Raw genomic sequence first — 19,444 nt, forward strand, 5'->3', positions numbered from 1 at the left:
AATAAAACGGTCGACGGAGAGATGGTAGAGCGGTTGAATACACCAGTCTTGAAAACTGGCAGCCCTTCGCGGGGCTCGTGGGTTCGAATCCCACTCTCTCCGCCACTTAAAAAAATTCCAAGCCACTGAGCTTGGATTTTTTTTGCCCAAAATCTACGACTTCCGTTTTTTAAACTCCCAAATTATACTGGTTTCAACAACGAAAGCTTTTCGATTTCGATCCGATTTCCCGATTCACTTCTAATGATCATGTCTTGGAATTGATGATCAAAAACACAATCATCAGCGAAGTAAGAGTGTCTGGCGTGTATATTTTGATGGAAGACACTGTCTTGACCTTGCACCAAAGCCAGAAGTTGAAAGTTTTTGTTTTTCGCCTTTTCAATATCGAAATTAAAGAGAGGACTTTTTTCGTCTATTTTATGCATCACTAACCAGGATAAATAAAAGACAGGTGTTTTTGATCGCTTCAACTCTAGGTCGGTCAAATGATAGATGTTGTTTCCTTCGGGGGTGATCATATCTTGAATTAAATAAAGACTAAGCTGCGCATCGACAATTTGGCTTTGTCGACCATTGGCCATTCTAAAAATCAGTTGCCGCTCGCCCATATTGTTGGTGATCAAAAATTGTTTTGAGAAAAGAACCTTCGGAATTGGACGTGAAAAGCGCGCGTAGATCAATCCCGAGATAAGACCAATACTAACCATTCCCATAAAAGCTTGAATGGCTACGACCACGTTGTGAGCCCAACCAATGGGGTGAAGTCCGCCATAACCTATTGTTGAGAAAGTCTGAACGCTGAAAAAGAAGCAGTCCCAAAAATATTCAAAGCCTTCAGTGTGTCTAATGCCCGCCAATCCTTCGGGGCCAAGCTCCATATAAATGAACGCAAAGAATAAATTAATAAGGCAGTAAACCGCCAAGACACCGGCCAAAAAAACCTTCCAGCTAGACATCAAGGCCTGGTGGTATATGTCACTAAGTTGAGGCTGACGAAGCATTAAATGCTTAGAATTCGGTGACGTGGGTGTTTTACTCATAAGTGCCTCGGCGTTGTAGGATCAGTTTTGGTTGTTAGGTGAGTTAAGGTCAAGTATGATCTGCACGTTGAAATTGAATTCTGCGAAGAGGATTACATATGGCTCAGTTCATCGATATAATGCTTCACCTTGATGTTCACCTTGTAGAATGGATCCAGATTTTTGGTCCTTGGATCTATGTTCTTATGTTTTTGGTTATCTTCTGTGAAACAGGTTTGGTGGTAACTCCATTTTTGCCTGGGGACTCGTTGCTGTTTGCTCTGGGCGCCCTAACTACGATTGACGGTGGTTTAGATCTTTGGACGTTGTTGATTTCGTTAACAGTCGCAGGAATCTTAGGAGACACAGTCAACTACCATATAGGTAAATTCTTGGGACTTAAGATTTTTGAATCAAATAATAGGTTCTTTAAAAAATCTTATCTAGAGCAAACTCAAAGCTTTTACAATCGCTGGGGAGCTTTTACGATTGTGGCTGCTCGCTTTGCGCCGATCGTGCGTACATTTGCTCCGTTCATTGCCGGCGTTGGCACAATGAACTACAAGAAGTTTTTAAGTTACAATGTTATTGGTGCCGTCTTATGGGTATTCACATTTATCTTGGCGGGGCACTTTTTTGGAAATCTTCCAATCATCAAGCGCAACTTTCACATCGTGATTTTTGGAGTGATCTTTTTATCGATCCTCCCAATGCTAATCCCCCTCATCAAATCCAAACTAAAAAGGGGTCAGGTATAATTTTCTAACCGGGGTGTGTCAGCCGCCCCGTCTTTGTTGATCGGCCCGAAGTCGTTGCCAAGCAAGCTTCTCAAGCTCTTTAGCTAGGGCGATGTTTAACCCCAAGAGTCGGTAAAAATCGGCCTGATGAATTTCCATTAATAAACAATCAGTAGAGGCATGAATCGACGCCGTTCGGACGCCTCCACTAGCAAGCATGGCAATTTCGCCCAGGAAAGAACCTTGTTTTAATTGGTTGATGATCTTTCCCTGCTGAGAAACCAGCAGCTCTCCTTGAATTAAAATATACGAAGTCTGTCCCGTTTGACCTTCGGCAAACAAACATTGCTTAGCAGCGAGCCGCACGGGCTTACCAGCAAAAGTCAGGGCATCTAATGCATCAGGTGGAATCTCTTTGAATAAAGAGGAGTTAGCCAAAGCATGCTGAATCCAAATTCGAATCTGCGCGGCCTCGGCCTTGTCCTTTTTTATAAAATTTTCGATTTCAGAGGAAAACGGAACTTTTAGAACCGTGACTTCAGATCGAGTCAAAACATCTGCCGAGCGCGGATGCCCCAAAAGAAAAGCGCCTTCTCCGAAAACAGACGGAGGCTGAATTTGTGCAACAACTTGCTTCATTCCGTTAAGTGAGCGAATGATCGAGGCATGCCCAGAGAGAAGAACATAAAGATCGCGGTCTTTAGCACCTTCTTTGGTAATCAAAATATTAGCTGGTAGATTTACCGCTTTGGCGGACTTCAGTAAGAGCTGGGTCCAGTCAGCGGGCAAAGATCGAAAAAATGGTAAAGTATGAAAATTAAACTGGGACGAACTTGCTTTTTCACTAAATGGATTCAATCCGGCAAAAAAAGATTTTTCTGAAATGGGCTCGAGCTCGCGAAAATATTGAAGCACCTCGGGATTTTTTATCATTCCCATAGAGCAGAGCTTTTCGATTAAATTCCAGAGTTCGTTAAAATGAACAAGCCAGCCTTGTTTCAGAAAAAAATCAACAAGGCTGCTAATGCTTTGGTTCTGTGAAAGGACCTGAAGATATTGTTTTTGCAAATCAGTCAGGTCGATTTTCTGCGAACCAAGGGGATCAATTCTAAGAGGAATTTGTTCAATCAACATCGGTAATTAAATATTACCAAAGCTTTCCTTCGATAGAAAGGTAAACCAATGTTTGATTTTGACCTGCTTTAGGGCCAATTCCGTAAGGCAAAGCAAGACCTGGAACAAACTGCCAGTCACCAGCATCGATTGCGTAGCGAACGCTGGGGCTAAGAACGGCTTCCTGGCTCCACGAAGCTGAGTCCGCGCCGTCAGTTTCTTGAGAGTGATTGCCTGCTAGTTCAACCATAAAATTCAAACTGTCAGTAAATAGATAAACCTGGCTTACGGCCCAGAAGAACTTGCTGTTGTCTGCACTTTGGTCCGAAGTATTCTTTGCTTTTGGAGTGATTCCAGCGCCTAAATTCCAGTGTTGGATCCACTTGTCGGTGATTTTAACAGACGAGATCAAAGATGCTTCGTATCCCATAGCTCCAGAGCCAAAACCTTTTTTGTAATCGCCGCTGGCAGTGGTTACGCTTAGGCGGCCTGTTGTAACAACCGTGTCATTTCTTAGAAATTCGTAGCGGTAGTTAAACTTAATATCTTCCATCTGAGTTTTGTCATTTGAATCTAAATGAGATACTGGCAACTCATAGGAAAACTGATGGTTTTGAGAGCCCATTGGAATTTCGTTGATGAATGTATAAGTCCAGTCTTTGGTCTTGTCGCTTTTTTGCCAAACATTGATAAATTGAACTACGCCAGGCTCTTGATTGTAGGCCTCTTCGACAAGAAAAGAGTTGTCTTCGACTGGCTCGGCATGTGCGGCCAAAGCGCAGGTAAAGGTCATAGCTGCTAATAGTGATTTAGTGATAATTTGCATCCAATGTCTCCTGTTGTAAATTCAGTAAGGATTTTCATTGAACTTTCATTTGTTGCCAATTGAAGAAAATTTAATGCAGGACCTTGGTCGCATTATTAATTACGGTGATAAACCGATAATTTAAAAGGTGAAAAAGCTTTTTCAGTTTCTTTCTTTGAAGAATAAATCCTTCGTTGTCAGCACTTCGATTGTGTTTTGGCTTGTCTATGTAGTTTTAGGCGTGGTTCAAATGTACGACAATTTCGACGCCTACGTGGACTCTGAATTTAAAAAGGCTGTTAAGCGAATTGAATTCGTGATGAACGCTTCACAGCAGCCTTTGATAAGCGAAAATTTAGACGCCTTGAAAGAAACAAGCGAAGACGCCTTTGCAAAGGGATTGATAGATTTTTATGTACTTCAACAGGCAGATCGAGTCGCGCTTTGGAACTATAGAAATATCGACCCAGAATTATTGAAAGAGAAGTTTCAAAACTACGATAAAGTCCTGGTTACAAATGAATACGTCTTTAAGGTTGTTCAAGTAATGGATTACACATTCGTTGTTGGAATGCGTTTTGTTCGTTCAGAGTGGCTGTGGGCCTCTTTCCAATCAGTTGCAACAAGATACTTTGTGGATCTTTTTTTGGTGACATCATCTTTGGTGTTTATTGTATGGCTGATGTTGAAAGATATTTTGAATCTTTCGAATATATTAAGTCATGGACAGAACCGAAAGTTTGATCAACTGAAGGCGAACTCAAAAGAAGCTAGTATTTTATTAAACGCAGCAACGGGTTATCAAAGCAAAACAGACAAACTTAAGTCAAAGAATCTAACCTATGAGGGGTCGATTGGGCCGGCGATTGTCGAGGAAATAAACTCTGGCAAGCAAGCTCCTTATGTTCTGGAATCCACAATGGTTAGGGTTGATTTAAATGGATATACGCAAATCTTTTTAAGTAAAAAAGAAGAATACATAACAGAAATATTAAATCTGTATTTTTCAGAGGCTCGTGAAATAATTAACCGATATGAGGGCTTAGTCTATCAGTATGTGGGTGACGAAATCGTCTTTCATATCAAGGGTCCGGCGAATAAATCGCAGAAAATGGCCTTGGCTTGTGTGCGGGCATTATTCTTGGCGGCCAATAGGATCGAGCAAGGACTTTCGAAAGAGGCGGGTCATTATTTTAAATTGAAGGCCAGCTTTGCCTTTTCGCCAATTCGGTTTATCAAGTTGGATCAGGCTTTTGCGTTGACTGGAGTGTCCTTGATCGAGTCGGCTCGTTTGCTGTCGCAGATCGAAGAAAAGACCACGAATATGGTGGCGTTTAACGAAGCTAAAGACTCTTTTTATACTGATATATGTAAGATTCATTCTGTTGAGGAGGCCATTTTGAAGGGCTTTGAGGGATCACGAAATATTTGCCGAGCGCATGAGTTTTTATCTATCGAAAAAACCTTTGAGACTGGCCAATATGAAAATTTAGCTTTTTACAGATCCGATGAGGATCTAGTCGCAATTCAGAATTTTCTTTTAGACCATTGGACAAATGAAATTTCATTTTTTGCGGTTGTAAAGCAATTGCGTTTGTACACAGTTCAAAAATCTTCAGCCGAGGTTGCAGCAGCCTATCTGCAAAACTTGAAGTGTTTTGTTGAGGCGAATAAAAACTATGTGCTAAGTGATAGGGCTCTGGCTTCGTGGGTGTCTTTATGTACCAACTTAGTGACTAGCGAAAACTTAACACCTGAATTGGCCGAAGTGCTGCAGAGTTTGCTATACCATGTGGACGCACGGACGCAGGCGAATGTGATTATCGTTTTAGGCGAGCTTTCACGTGATATTGAATTTGTCCGTAAGTTTATGCACTCAAAGAATAACCGAGTCTCTGCAGATGCCTTGTATGTTTCCGGTAAGCGTAATTTAACCAAAGAAATAGCGGACCAGTTGTTGTCTCACGCACAATCAAAAAATCCCCTATTCCGCGCCAGTGCTCATTGGGTGATGAATCAATTGCTTCAACATTACGAGCGCACCGACGAGGTTTTCTATCGCACCAGCCCCCTATTGGAAAGCTTCCGCAAGGTAGTTCTGCCTAATACCGTAGATAAAGCGGCTTAGGGGTAGTCATCATGGTCACTTTCTTTGATGGTATTCTCGGGATTTTGCAATTTTTGAAGTCTTTGGGTAGATTTTGGTAGGGAATGTCTCTGGTAGATAATTATAAAAAACAAGGGAATCTTCCGTCAGATTATTAGAAGATTCCCTTTTAAAAAAAACGAAAAATTTGATCAATTCTTGTAAGTAAAATGTCTATTTTCGATTGGTTGGCGCCCAGTTTCCAGTTTTGCGCGAGATCTCAAGAGCCTTTAAAATTTCGGGATCGATGTTGATATTGGCAGGGATTTGAAGTTCTTCAATATTCCATCTGTTATCGATGTAAAGTCCTCGTTGAAAAGCAACGATCTCGTTATTATTTTTTAGTTCAAAAACGATCTCTGGTATTGTGCTAGACAATTTTGACTTAGAGCCCCCGTCATCTGGCTCAGGCGTTGGCCACGAGCCACTTCCACCAGCAAAGGCCGAAGATGAAATTAACAAGAAAATTAGACTAATGAGCGTTTTCATTTTTTAACTCCATCTTGATTGCTTGAGTCGTCATTGTGTCAATGAATCCGGACATAACGACCGGGATATTACCTTGATGCTGATTGATGATTTGCGCAGAGACATTTATAAGATTTTGAAAGGCCATGCTGAGCTTCGAATAACCTTCTTCACTTACTCCGTTAACTTCAAATATCGCAGCATTAAGGTCGCTATCCGCCTTCAGATATAACCTTGTTATTTCTGGCATCAAGGAAATAACAGCCTTCTTTGAAAACTTTACTTTATTATGATGTGTGCCTAATGTGTAAACGTTCTGATTAAGATGCAATATGCCTTTTTCTACTAAAAGCTCCGCCTCCGCAATTCCGCGTAAGCCAAACTGATCTTTAATATAGTCTTTGCCGACATTATCGATAGATGAAACGAGCCCGAAAATCGAGAATCCAATTGGACTGACCACGACTTCGTCTGAAAGCTCGGTATATTTGTATTCTTGCATGGGCGATACCGACTCCATGAATGAATAGTTTCTCAAAAGCCATTTGGATGTATTGGGCAAGGTATTTGTCTTTTGCTTTAGCTCTGTGAATTCAGAGCTTTCGTAGATGACGCTAACTATTCTGAATAGCATATCATCCGCAATCTTGGCGTTTTGATTCTTTAACCGTCTTAAAGCTGAGTCCGAAACCTTAGCCTCCCTTCCCAAATGAGCTAGGGTTCTGACTTGAGGTCGTTCATCTGACCACCGCTGAATTAAGCCGTTTACTTCTTTAACAAGTTCGTTTTTACAATAATTTGCTATATCCATGAGCGCACAATAACCGAAGAACATGCAAGAAGCCGAATTTTCTTCGCCAAATCGAAGATGCAATAAATTCTTTTCCCAACTGTCTAAAGCTTTGACACGTCTTTGTTTTTCCAATGGCGTTAAATGGATAATTTTTAGAAAATAGTTCAATTTGTCGCCGCCGGCGACGAATTAGTCATTGAGTTCCAACCCAATAAAATCATTTTATTAGGATATCTGACGCGTGCTTATCGTCGGTGGCGATGATAATTTCGGTGACTGATCAGAGCGGTATAATTGGATTAGGTATTGATTTAAAAGAGCCTCAAAAAAATGAGGTGAAATATGTTGCGTACACATAAGTTGATACTAGCGATAGCCCTTGCTCAATTGTTGGTTTTTTCGAATGCTCAGGCAGAACCCAATATGGATCAGGGCTTATCGATTCGGAAAGAGATAGAACTCACCTATTATTGGGCCTTTCATGGATACTATACAAATGATGGTGATGTTGTTGGTGATGTGCTTTCAAGACTAAGCGACATCGATTCAAGAATTTTTGATATTCAGAAAGAAGAAGCATATAGGTACTATAAGATGGTAGCCGAACGACATGGGGGCCCGCAGGTCTTATTGGCTGAACTTAGCGCAAAGCGTGTTTTGGCTGGCGAGATGATGGGCTTACATTCCGAGGTTGATGCCTATTTAGAATCTGTTAGTCGCCTAAATTCGCGCCTAGCAATCAGTTTATTGGGTTTATTGAGTAGTATTTATGATGAACATCGATCTGGTATTAGATTGGATGACCCTATAAGTGCGGTGTCGGAAAATCAATTAATGAACTGCCTCGAAAGATGCCAGAGTAGATTTCTGAAACTTGATAATGAAGCAAGTCGTACTGCATATTTGTTTCCAACCTATCACGGTTCAAAAGGTAAAAAGCTTCAATTTAGAACTGGCATCGATCCAAAAGTTGCATCTATTTCTAATAGCTGTATTAGACAGTGCACAGAGGATATTAAAACAGATGCAATAGTGTTTGGCGGTGTTGGGGCAGCAATGGGCAAGGTATTCGGGGTCGGCGGTGTCGTTGCTGGAGGGGGAGCAGGAGCACTGGTCGGAACAGCAATTGGGGGATTGAGATGCTCGAATAGCGACGCTTGCGGCAAAACTCGCGAATTAGAACGGTTACAGGAAAAAAATTCAGAAGAGAAGGCCAGGGTCGAAGAAATTAAAAATAAGAACGATCGAGCGGAGGAAGAGCTGCGGTCCCAAAGAATTGAACGTGAGCGCAAAGAGAAGGTAGAAAAAGAAAACCAAAATCAAAACAAGAAAAAGGCAAAAGAGTCCGAAAGTTCTATCATTGAAAGCAACTTACGAAATGGCCATCAATCAAAAGAGGAAAAGGAAATATTAGAAGCAGCCGACCCATCCAAAAATGAACGGGCGACGAAAGACAGTTCATTAAGTTGCGTAAAAATTGGAAATTGCGATGGCACCATGAGCGCGCTTCAGATTCCAGAAAAATATACCGAACCTAGATCGACTTTTGCAGATGCAATTGAGTTAAATGATTTGCAGGATGAAATGACTATTTTACGATCGAATTCAGAGTCAGAAAATGGACGCGATTCCAATTATAGAGAGGAAAATGTAGATTCGACACCAGGCTCAGGCAAATATAAAGACGAGCCCCCACAGGGCGAAAAAGTAGATTCATTCGGTAATGTTGTTACCCAGAAAGACATGACCGGAACGCCCGGAGGTGTGAAAATTATTTTCGGAGACAAAATTGAAGTGCCAAAGTCATTGGACTTTAGTAATCCTCAAATAAAGATAAAAAATTGATATATTGCGAGATTTTATGATTTCAGCTCTTTTTAAGCAAAATTCCTTTTCCCGATTATGTCGGTACTTTTTTCCTCAATGCGTTGCCTATAGTGTGACGACATCAATTCTTGTTTTTTATTTATTGTATGGTGAAAAGAATAGTCTTGAGGCGCCGATATTGTATTTTTTGTTTATCGGATTAATTGATTTTCGTCCGTTGATTTTTAAGAAAGAAAATGGCGTCGAAATGTCATTTATTGTTACTATATGCTATTTGAGCCGCTTCGCATTTTTGACTAACAAGACCGAATACAACATTGTTCTTTTTTGGCTCAATTACTTAGGAAACCAGGAAGTTTTAAAGCGAGGAAAAAACAAGGGCGGTTTTTATATGAAACGAACCGTTTCGATTCGGGATTATGATTTGACCAAAATGGTTGATCAACTTCAAGCGTCCGCTAAGCTATTCGTTAGGACGAATAATAAATTTTATGGATTTTCGTATAAAGGAATCTTTGGCCCCATTCAATCTTCTGTTGAATTGTGTGGGGATCAAATCATTTTGATGACTTATCCTCAAAGGCTTTCATTTCTTACTCTGTTTGGTATTAATTCAAGTTTTAGCGGCGATGAGGGAGAACGTTTAACCAACGACCTTCTAGAGGCCAGCAAGATAAGTCATGCGTAGATGGCGCCAAATTTGCTGTTGATCGTTAAATGGTGGGGCCTGCAGTAAAGCTGCGGGCTTTTTCTTAACCTTAGTCGAGGCTAGGGTGATTTTATTTCAAGTCGATTAAAGACTGTTTAATAATAGAAACTATGAGAAAGACTTTCTTTGTTCATGGTTTATTGACTGTGTTTGTGTTCGTTCAAGTATTTGGCTATGCCTTGAGGGCGTCGGCAATGATTGGAGATATTCGAGAGGCTAAGCCAGGACAGCGCAAAACATTTACGATGTCCCCTAAAGAGTATTCCAAAATCGAAGACGCCGTGGAAGTGCCGAATATGCCTCGAGTCCGTTCGCAAGACGCCCTAGGAGTTTGTTATGCCTTTGCAGCAACCACAGTCATGCAACATGCCCTTTGTCAAAAGAATGGATGGGATTGTCAAAACTTAAAGCCCGAGCAAGAAATTTCTGATGCGGGTATGATGATGGACGCCATCGACCAGCAAGGAGTGAGGTACTTTCAGAACGTTGGATCTTCCGGCACACAAGCTGTTTCAACATTTCAAAAATTTCCTATTATCACCAATAAATGCGCCCCCTTCGATGTGATCGTGAATAAATCCGAAGACCCGGCTGTTGCTGCAAGAATGCAAGATCAAATGTGGGACAGGCTTTGGGATGCGCGCGAGAAGACTTGGAATGCCTGGAAAGTCGATGACTGTAAAGAATGTGCCAAGCAGATTGCCGTTACAGCTATTGAAAACGAAGAAAAAAACGGAAATTTAAAGTTTAATTCAAGTCGCACCCAAGTGGAGAAGCTGAAGGCATTCACTCGCGAAAGTGGCGAGAAAATGATGGAACAGCTTTTGGTTCCAGAGCGATGTCGCAAAGAAGAAACAATGCCTCAGACGTTGGGTGATTTGAAATGGAAACCAGTGCCCCCTGATGGCGCAAGTGCCGAAGATGATTTTGTAATAAATAGCGTAAAAGAGCACTTTAAAAATAAGAAGACGCCAATGATGTTAGGCGTAGGTATTATTGATGACTGCCCCGATAAACCCAAAAAGTTGTGTCGCCTAGGTGGACATGAAATTGTAGTTTCGGGCTATCGCAAAGCATGTAATCCCCAAGGGAAGTGCATTGAAGAATTTAAGGTTCACAACTCTTGGGGCCAGCGTTGGCAGGAACAGAATAACGATGGATGGTTGGATGCTCGGGCCCTTCTGAGTCCCAGTCGCGCACAGTTAGAATCCTATGAATAGAATGCTGAATAAATTAACTCTCTATTTTTTGATCATATTTCCGAACCTTGTGTGGGCAAAGAATGCTGTAGTTGGTCTTCAGGAATCACATCTTTCGATTTTTTTTGATGGCTATCATGATTTTAGTCCAATTGCAGGCGGTTCTGAATTGCAAATTCTGACCGAGGGAAACACTAAAATATTTGTCTATAGAGATGAGAATGGAATTCCAAGTCGCTTACAGACCCGACGACTGAAAGCAGACGCTGTGGAAACAGCTGATTTTGTGGTTGATTCCAAAAGTAATGAACTGCTGTTAGTGGGCCTAAATAAACGTCCGTTGGAGACCTACTTCAACGAATCAGACGATATGTTTGATGAGCCCTCAGTAGCACCCAGGTGTGAATTGAAAGTTGATCCTGTTAAAAAAACAGCCGAAAACGTAAAAGCCATTACAAGTCAGGTTTCAAAGTGTGCAAAATATTCCAACTCAGTTGGAGAAGCTCTGGGAATCAATGTTGGACTAGGCGATAAAACCAAGGGTTTGTTGAATTGCATTGAAAGCAATAACTTCAAAAATTCCGAAGCCGCAAAAGATAAGACCATTCTAACGAAAATCAATCAGTTACTTATGTCGCAGGCCTCTCTTTTAAAAAGCAAGGATCAGGCGGGACTTATTTCGGTTCAGTGTTTAGAGGGGGACCTTGGTAAAAAAATGAAGGCACCGGCTAAGGCGAATGAATCTGGAGAAATTTATTTGAACTTTGAGAGTTCGGAATTTGTTAATCTAATTAAGGCCAATACAGGTAACAAGAAGTTGAATTTGGCAGTCAGTGATTATGCGTCCAATCAAACAGCGCACGAGCTTCTTCATTTGGCCGGAATTCCACAAAAGGACGAAAAACTTGTAAATCGAATTATAGAAACTTGTGAGGATTTGAACTACTTCAATAAGCAGACTGTGATTGGTTTAGCGATGCCTGTGGTGGGGAATGCGGCGGGGGTTGATCGGGCGAAAGCTGTTGGTGCAGATAAGGGAACTACTTGGACTTTAAAGCCTATAGTTGATGATTCGAAAATTCGAAATGGCGGGACTCAGGGTGCGGCGGCGCCGGTTGAGTCTGCTGGTGGTGTGAATCGGGCTAGTCGACTTGCCGCTTCGGCAAATGCGGTGGATACTCAGTCGGCACCGGAAATTAATCAATTAATCAAAGCGGACCCCAACCCTGCTCGCACTGCAAGTTTAATTAAAGCCAATGAATTAGAAACCGTCGTCGCCGAAAGCCAAGAACGCTCTGCTCCCCTTCGAAAATACGTAAATGCTGTGATGGATGATGCGATTCCAAAGGCAGAAGCATCAGGAAGACTAGCAAGCGCAAGCTCTGTAGATCGCTCCCCCGCTTCTAGTGGCGAACGTGAGCGATATCAAAAAATGGAAAAATCAGAAACGGCTTCAAGTTCTTCAGCCTATTCAAGCAAGTCGACTTTGGGGAAAACCATTACTGGCCGCGATGGCGAAAAGTACACCGTTGTTGAAGAATATTTAGCAGACGGCACACCTAAATCAAAGAGCTCGGTCAGCACCCGATCTGCGAACTCTGGGGTTAATGGAAACTTTAAACCATCAGTATCCCAGTCAGAGGTTGCGGTCGCAGTTCCTGTATCATCGGCTTCGCCCGTAGGTGCCACCAACGTGGCTCGGCCTACATCAACGGCCAATGATTCATCTGCCGTCGCCGCCGCAGCAGCGGCTCCTTCCCCAAGTATGGCAGGAGCCACAACTTCTGCAATCGGTGGTGGTGGATCTTCTGGATCGCGTGCTCCTGCAAGTGTTGCGTCTACGAGAATGCCGGCTTCGGCTGCAGGGGCCCAAGCCACTAATGATGCAGTCACCGCTACCACTGAATACATCAAATCGACGCCATATACCGAGCTTAGATCTCAATACCGCAATCCAGATTTTAAACAGAAGCTGATCGACGCGGATATTACGATTATGAACTCTGAAGGTCGTTATATTGGAGTCCCTAAAGGAAGCATACGGTATTTAGATAAAGGTGATCGAATAATCCGCATGAAGTAAAGAAGGCAGGATTCAATGAAGGCATTAATTAACATCTTAATTCTACTATCGTTGGAAAATGCTTTTTCCGCTGAAGCCAATTTTGTTTGGACCATGGCCGACGGAAAAGGAATTAAAAAAATTCAACTGATCGAAACAAAAGAAAAGATTTTGGTCACAGAAAACTGTTTGAAATCCTGCAAGGCCATTGAAGTATTAAATGGCAAACCAGCAGTTACTTCGCCTGGGAATAAAGCCTTAATCGGAAATCCTGCTTCCACATTTTGCAACAGCATCGGCGGAGTCGTTAGAATACTAAAAGACCCTAAAGGTGATGAGTACGACTTCTGTCAGTTCCCGGATCAATCAATGATCGATACCTGGCAAATGATGAAGGTTCTTAAGAAATAGCTACGATGTAGTATTTAGATAATAAGTACATTATCGTCAAAAATATAGACAGCCATAATACTAAAGTACCTAACCAAATCAAATTAAACAGCCTTAGAGACGAGATTATTCCAGAGATTCAATTGAATAAATATTGAATCTCTTCCTCTTTTAAAAACACGACGTTTAATGCATATTCAGGACGTCATTCACTTTCTATGTATGAAAAATTCGAACGGATGTTTTGATGTCGAAGCATATTAAGTACTTAGTGTTATTATTAGCTGCATTAAGTTTTCGTTTTTCAAATGCGGCTGAGGAGTTAGTTGTTCTTCACGAGGGAGCTTTTTCAATAGAGTCTACTTGTGCAGATAAAACTCAGAGTCAGTACTATGTCCTTCCCGAAGGCAACTTGAATGGATATTCTCATGTCGAATTCTTAGAACATTCAAATAATCATGGTAGATATTCTTATGACTATCAACCCGGTACTTCAACGGTAACCATTACCGCTTCAGTCAGCGCAAATAGAGGATGTGCGTTTATACTTGGATTCCAAAATAAGCCTCGCTCGTGGTTGCGCATTACTTACAGAGTCATGGGTAAGAAGCTCTTTTGCCGTCCGCCAGATATTACTAACGATCCGAATCCTTCAATCAGGCAGTTTCAGTCCGATTTAAGACTTCAAAAAGATTACATCAATTGCCGTTTAAATTTAATAAATGCCACTTATCAAAAGAGGCATCAAGAGTTTTCGGATTTTATAACTACGAAAATTCCTGAACATCTGAAAAACGAAGAACATATACTGAATATGAAGAGAGCTGAAACAGCTCGGAATACAATAAAAAATTTGGCAACGGCTGAAGAAATAAGACAAAGCATTGATAAACTCAAAAAAATAGTCGCTAAATTGGAAAACTTGAAATTGAATTTTGCAAAGTCATTTGAGTTTTCTATTGAAAACCCTTCTGCGGATTTTAATTACCATAGATATTTATCGATAATTGAAAGCCAAAAAAAATTAAAAGATTCCTTTCCGGGAATAGTAGAGCTTTGTAGAAATCGTCCCGATTTGGAGTGCGAAAAAAAGGAGAGAAGAGCTAGAGAGGAATCGTCTATTCTTTTAGATAACTTTTCTATTCAATATCGGTACTCAAACGGCATTAACGAAATGTTATATCAACTGGCTCAGTTAGAGTCTGACACTGAACAAACTATTATAGATTATACGTTGATAAAAAACGAAGGGGTAAAATCAATAAATGACTCCGGCTTGGTTGAATTATCAGAACAGATCAAAGATGAAATTCAACAGACCAGAGAGAATATTAATAGAGAAAAAGATCAAGTTTTGTCGAAAATTTCGGCTCTAGTAGAGCTATCTAACCGCAATAGTTGCGCCGGATATCCAAATTTTGAAGGATGTTATAGAAATAGAAATCGTTTTGAGATTCCTGTAGTTCAGTTAGATTCGAAATTTGAAATCACGAATCCCAAACTAAATTGGAGCAATCGGGCATTAGATCAAAATGTTTGCTTTACGGTTGAATTTTCGGCGGCACCGAATACAGAGCAGGATCCAAAGCCGATCAAAGACGGAATAGAATTTGTTCGTATTAATGGTGTCGGTGTAAGATTCACTTTGGATCCTAAATCCCTTATTTTTCACAATGGCGAGCTTACATCTTCCCGATCCTTTGGTTGTATAGGACGGCAGTTTCTAAAAATTCGATCTAACACTGTCGAGCTTGGATTTATTTATGGAGATGGATCTTTAATACGAGGCCAAACAAGAACCGAAGTTTTCGTAGATTACGGAGGTAAAAATCAAGCTTCGCTGTGCTCTACCTCGTCCCCTTCGACATTTGGCGCCCAGGGATGTACTGGAAAGATGAATTTGTCTGTGGACCAAGTTGATCCAGAGATCGGTCAAGAGTTGTCCCGGTTGAACCAAGAACTAAGGAAGCTAAAACTTGATTACTCAAAAAGAGAACAAGAGTTAAATCAAATTCAGCGCTACTTGGATGAAATTCAAGGCTTTTTAGATTTTGAAAATGTAGATACCTCAAGGATCAGAGGCATCTCAGAGCAGTTAGATCACGCTGCTGATGCAATTGAGAGCTTAAGGGCTGAATATGATGAAGGCAGAAGACGTCTTTTGCACGAAGAGATCGCCTCTAAAGAAGAGTTTAAGCGAGCCGTTTCTAACAACGATGAGGAAGTAGAAAGTGTAAAATCTCGGCTGATCGAGCGCAGAAATATTGATCTATTTCCTTTGATTAAACAAAATGAAGTTCGAAGTCTGTTTTTGCAAGGAGCAAGAGTCAATCCTAACTCTTATGCGTATCTTGATGAATTAGTTAATTCGGTAATCAGAAAATTAGACAATGCTTATTCGAATAATCGATTTTCCGAATGGAGGGAAATAAATGCAGATTGGAATTCCTATAAGACAATACTGGTTCACGATTTAAAGAAGGAAAATAAGGGTGAAGATGCAATTTTGGCTACCCGAAATGCAATTACTAAAATTGATGAATATATTAGAACTAAAGTCGACGAAGATGGTTTCCGTCGCGATCTTGAGCTGCCTGCTGACGTTAAAAGAATTCTTAGCGGTCGATTAAAATATGATACGTATGCGCGAGATATCCAAGATCGGTTAAATCAGCTAAAAAAGGGATATATAGAGCCTACCGGAGAGCGAATATATCGCGAAATGCTTTATACAATGTTGAGGTCTTTTGAGGAGTTCTTTTGGGGTAAAAATGGAAATAGAGAGCTGGAGCCAAAAGAAACGGAAATTAAAAATGGTCTATTGGCGTATATGGATGGAATTGCCCGTTTAGGCATTGGATTTACTCCAGTGCTTGGCGATTTTGTCGACTTCTGCGAGCTAACGACTGGGAAAGATCTATGTAGGATTGATGGCCCAACATTAAGCATTCAAGATAGGGCTTTAGCTGGGCTTGGAATTTTTATTGGTTCTGGCGTTATCTATCGTGAAATGCGAACGGGGAAATTTTTTAAAGATGCCGACAAAATTACTGATCGTATGGCGGCTTACGAAGAGTCTGTAAAGAAGCTGCAATCTAGGCTCTCAGGCAGACTGAGCAAATCAAAACAACGAGATGCTACCCGCAAAATCATCACTGAAACATTCCAAGAAGGAAAGAACCTTTCAATCGAAGAAGTTGCCGCCCGTGGAAGAAAGCTATTTGATCAAAGGTTCGACTATCTTTCTGAAATTGAAGTTTTAGATGGAAAGACGTTGAATCAGGGGCTTGAAGCAGCCTTTCAAGGTCGAAACAAGTACGAAGCGTTCGAGCCAGCTTGGAAGGCCAATGGCCTCATCGTAAAAGGAAAGACGACAAAACCAATAACAGTTTACCGACTCTATACACCAAAGAAAAATGTGGAATCCTTGGATGAGGAAATTAAAGAAGCACTTGAGTCTCAGTGGTATACGGACCCCGCAATTGTTAGAGGAAAGACCATTGAAGAGGTTCAAGAGCTTTTAGCAATACCTAATAAGCATACAAAATATATGAAGGTTGAAATTCCAGTGGGGCATGAAATAATATATGGCGAAGTCTCGCCGAATAAGTTCAGCCAACACGTTGTAGCTTATCAGTTTTCCATTAGCGGGCTTGATAGGCTTGGTAAGAGTTATATCAAGAGTATTCCAACTTTTCTATTAGATGGAGTTATTAAATGAGTACTGATTTTAAAATTATTCGCGAGATTGTTGTTGATGGTGTAGTATTTAAAAATAGTCTCTCGGAGGAGAGAAGATTTTCCATTTATGAGTATAGGAGATTCGGTAAATATATTTGCACTCTACTTCATAATCCAGAAGGCCAAAAAACATTTGACATCTTCAATGTTAATGGAACAGAGGCAGATGGAGATTCATTTATCTATTTTCCTGCCTTCAAGGAGGACCCGACAAGTGAATTTCAAGAAAATCGCTATTGGGACGAAATAATTCCAAGAGAGGATCATCTTGAGTTGAGGTCTAAGAATATCACCTACATTCTTCGTCCCGAGAACTTGCGTTGTTTTTCTGAGGTTAGATCGAATATTCCTAGAGTGTTGAATTATAGAATACTGGAGCGAACAAAAATTGAAGTTCAAGGCCAAGTTCATGATTTGAAATATCCAATAGTCAGAGCGGCAGGTTTTTCAGATAGTGGATATATCGTTCAAACTGATGAGACACTTGATTATCAAAATATTTATCATTTTGAGGCTAATGGGAACTTTAAGTGGAGAATACCGGTTCGACCTTTGGGTAGAATACGCTGTGAGTCTCTGGCAAAAGAGTTTCCGAATGACGATTATGTTTACACAGGATGGAGATATTCAGGGCACTCGAAAGAGCACGTTGGATTAAGTACGTGGTCACGGCGGCATGTATCGTATGAGTTTAACATTGAAACCGGCATTTTAGAATTTGAAATTGTGCATTTGAGATGGCATGACGAGAGAAGGCCAATAAGCCATCAGGACTGGTTAGAGATTCTTGAAAATCCCGACCTCTAAAAAACATTCTCGCACATCATCGATGGGGTTCTTAACAGTTGCTTTGCAATGAATTGATTATTCAAATCGGCAAAGGAAGCAGGACGCATTTCTTTATCGCCTCCTTGTATAAGGCTGACGATTTCATGCTCCTTCGGGCCAGAGCTTTTTATTGCTAAAAATGGCAATTCACTAAGCCTTTTAGTAAATCTAGTTAATGCTTCTTTGGCTTGCTCAGGGGCGCCTGTTTTTTCTTCGAAGGCAATCACTTCATCTGGAAAAACAATAAGTGGTGCAAGAAATTCGAGTTCGTGTTTAAACGAAGACGTGTAATTGAAGAAAAGACGACGGGAATCCATTCGCACCGCGACCAGAGCATTCGTAGCAAATCCATCAGCGACCTCAATCGAAGGTGTGAAGCTAATAAAATTTGAGGCATCAGGCTGTAAAGAGTGCTTTTTAATTTGATTAGAAATCAATAGAGCATCCGTTCCTTTGTTTGAGCTATCTGCACCGCCATTAAGGCCTAAGATGGCCTCGACATCGACCTTGCCGCCATTTTTTAATCGATTGGTCGTTAACGATCTTAGTCTACGAGTGTAATTGCCTTGATTTTTGGTGAGCACCGTCGAAAAAAGACCAATTTGGCCACGAGCTCCCCGTTGAACCTTATCCGTTGAATAGTCCAAACCTCGGGCCATCACAATCGATGACTCTAATTTAGGATGCTCGATCGCTTCAAGCCATGTCTGCCAAAGGATTTTTTCTTGCGGCTCCATGACCTGCCAAGGCAGGTAGGCTTCCAGTAGGCGCCGTGTCCCCTTTCGATCATTAGCTAAAATTAAATCATTTAATTTTTGTTCAGCAGATTCAAACCTGTCTAAAGTATCTGTGGAGGCCCGATACTTCCGAAATTCTTTTTCTTGTAATTGTTGTTGAAGCTTTGCCTCTTTTTCTAAGGATAGAATTTTTGACTGAATGGACTTCGTCTGGTGTGAAATTTCGTCGGCTAAATTGCCATTTTTATAATCATTTAGTAATTCAAGTTTGATTTTCTCAATTCCGACCTGGGCTGCGATACTACCCTGAGAAGCGTTTAGATATAGTTCTAAAAATACTGCCGGAACCGAAGCTGGTAAGCTGTGCTTTTCTGCATAATTAAATGGAATGAAGCTAGCCAAATTTTTTAATAGCAGCCAATTCCCTAGATCTTGACTTGGATTATTTGCAACTGTTGGTGAAAGATGAAGAGTGTAAGATGGGTGTCCGCCATCGTAATTCAGTTCTAGCCTAGATCCAGTTTGTAAGGACGGATTGATTTTAATATGTACCTGACTTCGACCTTGATCGCGGTTGACGTCCGGGGGTGATTCAGAATTAATTTTATGCGCAAGCCGAATGGATTCAACGACTTCCGTCACAATAGGTTCAGTTTTAATGGAATCGATAATGAGGTAGTTATCAACAGTATCAGCGCCGGCAAATTCCGCATACATCAAGCTAAATCCAAATAGAAGCGTGCTGAATATAGCTTTGAACATTTTGTCTCCGCAAGGTTTGTGTTTTTGCCATTAGTATATGCAATCAGCAGGCCGGTCAGGATTGAGTCTATTAGGTTTGAATGTCTCAGAATGAGATTGTCGCAA

Annotated in this window: 15 protein-coding genes and 1 tRNA gene; 10 read left to right on the forward strand and 6 right to left on the reverse strand. The window is 41.0% G+C overall.

The genetic code is table 11. The features are described from left to right. Nucleotides 1-15: 15 nt before the first annotated feature. Nucleotides 16-105: transfer RNA gene (locus AC04MN_RS05600), tRNA-Ser, on the forward strand. A 77-nt stretch (nucleotides 106-182) separates the two neighbouring features. Here AC04MN_RS05600 and AC04MN_RS05605 read toward each other — a convergent pair. Further along, nucleotides 183-1,043, reverse strand: coding sequence for an ion channel (locus AC04MN_RS05605; protein WP_475382209.1), 861 nt, complete (start codon nucleotides 1,041-1,043; stop codon nucleotides 183-185). A gap of 98 nt (nucleotides 1,044-1,141) precedes the next feature. Between AC04MN_RS05605 and AC04MN_RS05610 the strand changes: the two genes are divergently transcribed. Beyond that, entirely contained in the window at nucleotides 1,142-1,780 is a 639-nt protein-coding gene (locus AC04MN_RS05610) for a DedA family protein (protein ID WP_475382210.1), read from the forward strand. Between the two features lie 18 nt (nucleotides 1,781-1,798). On the opposite strand, the gene AC04MN_RS05615 is transcribed toward AC04MN_RS05610, so the two are convergent. After that, nucleotides 1,799-2,893: a cyclic nucleotide-binding domain-containing protein gene (locus AC04MN_RS05615; protein WP_475382211.1), complete on the reverse strand. Its 1,095-nt coding sequence runs from the start codon at nucleotides 2,891-2,893 to the stop codon at nucleotides 1,799-1,801. A gap of 13 nt (nucleotides 2,894-2,906) precedes the next feature. Further along, nucleotides 2,907-3,698 carry a transporter gene (locus tag AC04MN_RS05620; protein WP_475382212.1) on the reverse strand — a complete coding sequence of 264 codons (792 nt, stop codon included), beginning with the start codon at nucleotides 3,696-3,698 and terminating at the stop codon, nucleotides 2,907-2,909. A 127-nt stretch (nucleotides 3,699-3,825) separates the two neighbouring features. Between AC04MN_RS05620 and AC04MN_RS05625 the strand changes: the two genes are divergently transcribed. Further along, on the forward strand, nucleotides 3,826-5,805 hold the full coding sequence (locus AC04MN_RS05625; RefSeq protein WP_475382213.1) for an adenylate cyclase: 1,980 nt from the start codon (nucleotides 3,826-3,828) through the stop codon (nucleotides 5,803-5,805). A gap of 192 nt (nucleotides 5,806-5,997) precedes the next feature. Here AC04MN_RS05625 and AC04MN_RS05630 read toward each other — a convergent pair whose 3' ends face one another. Then, entirely contained in the window at nucleotides 5,998-6,312 is a 315-nt protein-coding gene (locus AC04MN_RS05630) for a hypothetical protein (RefSeq protein ID WP_475382214.1), read from the reverse strand. Beyond that, nucleotides 6,296-7,102 (reverse strand): hypothetical protein, encoded by an 807-nt coding sequence (locus AC04MN_RS05635; protein ID WP_475382215.1) that lies wholly within the window; start codon nucleotides 7,100-7,102, stop codon nucleotides 6,296-6,298. Before AC04MN_RS05635 ends, AC04MN_RS05630 begins: the two co-directional genes overlap by 17 nt. Nucleotides 7,103-7,426: 324 nt before the next feature. On the opposite strand from AC04MN_RS05635, the gene AC04MN_RS05640 reads away from it, so the two are divergent. From AC04MN_RS05640 to AC04MN_RS05670, 7 genes are all read left to right on the forward strand, one after another. Then, nucleotides 7,427-8,929 carry a hypothetical protein gene (locus tag AC04MN_RS05640; RefSeq protein ID WP_475382216.1) on the forward strand — a complete coding sequence of 501 codons (1,503 nt, stop codon included), beginning with the start codon at nucleotides 7,427-7,429 and terminating at the stop codon, nucleotides 8,927-8,929. A 373-nt stretch (nucleotides 8,930-9,302) separates the two neighbouring features. Then, entirely contained in the window at nucleotides 9,303-9,599 is a 297-nt protein-coding gene (locus AC04MN_RS05645; RefSeq protein ID WP_475382217.1) for a hypothetical protein, read from the forward strand. Nucleotides 9,600-9,730: 131 nt separating this feature from the next. After that, on the forward strand, nucleotides 9,731-10,840 hold the full coding sequence (locus AC04MN_RS05650; RefSeq protein WP_475382218.1) for a hypothetical protein: 1,110 nt from the start codon (nucleotides 9,731-9,733) through the stop codon (nucleotides 10,838-10,840). Between the two features lies 1 nt (nucleotide 10,841). Beyond that, nucleotides 10,842-12,902 carry a hypothetical protein gene (locus AC04MN_RS05655; protein ID WP_475382219.1) on the forward strand — a complete coding sequence of 687 codons (2,061 nt, stop codon included), beginning with the start codon at nucleotides 10,842-10,844 and terminating at the stop codon, nucleotides 12,900-12,902. Between the two features lie 15 nt (nucleotides 12,903-12,917). After that, a complete protein-coding gene (locus AC04MN_RS05660) occupies nucleotides 12,918-13,292 on the forward strand; it encodes a DUF333 domain-containing protein (RefSeq protein WP_475382220.1) in 375 nt (124 codons plus the stop codon). Between the two features lie 226 nt (nucleotides 13,293-13,518). Next, entirely contained in the window at nucleotides 13,519-16,992 is a 3,474-nt protein-coding gene (locus AC04MN_RS05665; protein WP_475382221.1) for a hypothetical protein, read from the forward strand. Next, nucleotides 16,989-17,819: a hypothetical protein gene (locus AC04MN_RS05670; protein ID WP_475382222.1), complete on the forward strand. Its 831-nt coding sequence runs from the start codon at nucleotides 16,989-16,991 to the stop codon at nucleotides 17,817-17,819. The genes AC04MN_RS05665 and AC04MN_RS05670 overlap by 4 nt, the downstream gene beginning before the upstream one ends. Here AC04MN_RS05670 and AC04MN_RS05675 read toward each other — a convergent pair. Next, complete coding sequence (locus tag AC04MN_RS05675; protein WP_475382223.1) at nucleotides 17,816-19,339, reverse strand: hypothetical protein; 1,524 nt, start codon at nucleotides 19,337-19,339, stop codon at nucleotides 17,816-17,818. The two genes, AC04MN_RS05670 and AC04MN_RS05675, sit on opposite strands and share 4 nt — an antisense overlap. Nucleotides 19,340-19,444: the final 105 nt, after the last annotated feature.

The organism is Bdellovibrio sp. ZFWA1, assembly GCF_056175665.1.

Excerpts from the sequence above, each read along its gene's own strand:
- AC04MN_RS05640 (WP_475382216.1), top strand. The coding sequence starts at position 7,427 with ATGTTGCGTACACATAAGTTGATACTAGCGATAGCCCTTGCTCAATTG.
- AC04MN_RS05660 (WP_475382220.1), top strand. The coding sequence starts at position 12,918 with ATGAAGGCATTAATTAACATCTTAATTCTACTATCGTTGGAAAATGCT.
- AC04MN_RS05635 (WP_475382215.1), bottom strand. The coding sequence starts at position 7,102 with ATGGATATAGCAAATTATTGTAAAAACGAACTTGTTAAAGAAGTAAAC.
- AC04MN_RS05620 (WP_475382212.1), bottom strand. The coding sequence starts at position 3,698 with ATGCAAATTATCACTAAATCACTATTAGCAGCTATGACCTTTACCTGC.
- AC04MN_RS05610 (WP_475382210.1), top strand. The coding sequence starts at position 1,142 with ATGGCTCAGTTCATCGATATAATGCTTCACCTTGATGTTCACCTTGTA.
- AC04MN_RS05665 (WP_475382221.1), top strand. The coding sequence starts at position 13,519 with ATGTCGAAGCATATTAAGTACTTAGTGTTATTATTAGCTGCATTAAGT.
- AC04MN_RS05650 (WP_475382218.1), top strand. The coding sequence starts at position 9,731 with ATGAGAAAGACTTTCTTTGTTCATGGTTTATTGACTGTGTTTGTGTTC.
- AC04MN_RS05670 (WP_475382222.1), top strand. The coding sequence starts at position 16,989 with ATGAGTACTGATTTTAAAATTATTCGCGAGATTGTTGTTGATGGTGTA.
- AC04MN_RS05630 (WP_475382214.1), bottom strand. The coding sequence starts at position 6,312 with ATGAAAACGCTCATTAGTCTAATTTTCTTGTTAATTTCATCTTCGGCC.
- AC04MN_RS05645 (WP_475382217.1), top strand. The coding sequence starts at position 9,303 with ATGAAACGAACCGTTTCGATTCGGGATTATGATTTGACCAAAATGGTT.
- AC04MN_RS05655 (WP_475382219.1), top strand. The coding sequence starts at position 10,842 with ATGCTGAATAAATTAACTCTCTATTTTTTGATCATATTTCCGAACCTT.
- AC04MN_RS05605 (WP_475382209.1), bottom strand. The coding sequence starts at position 1,043 with ATGAGTAAAACACCCACGTCACCGAATTCTAAGCATTTAATGCTTCGT.
- AC04MN_RS05615 (WP_475382211.1), bottom strand. The coding sequence starts at position 2,893 with ATGTTGATTGAACAAATTCCTCTTAGAATTGATCCCCTTGGTTCGCAG.
- AC04MN_RS05675 (WP_475382223.1), bottom strand. The coding sequence starts at position 19,339 with ATGTTCAAAGCTATATTCAGCACGCTTCTATTTGGATTTAGCTTGATG.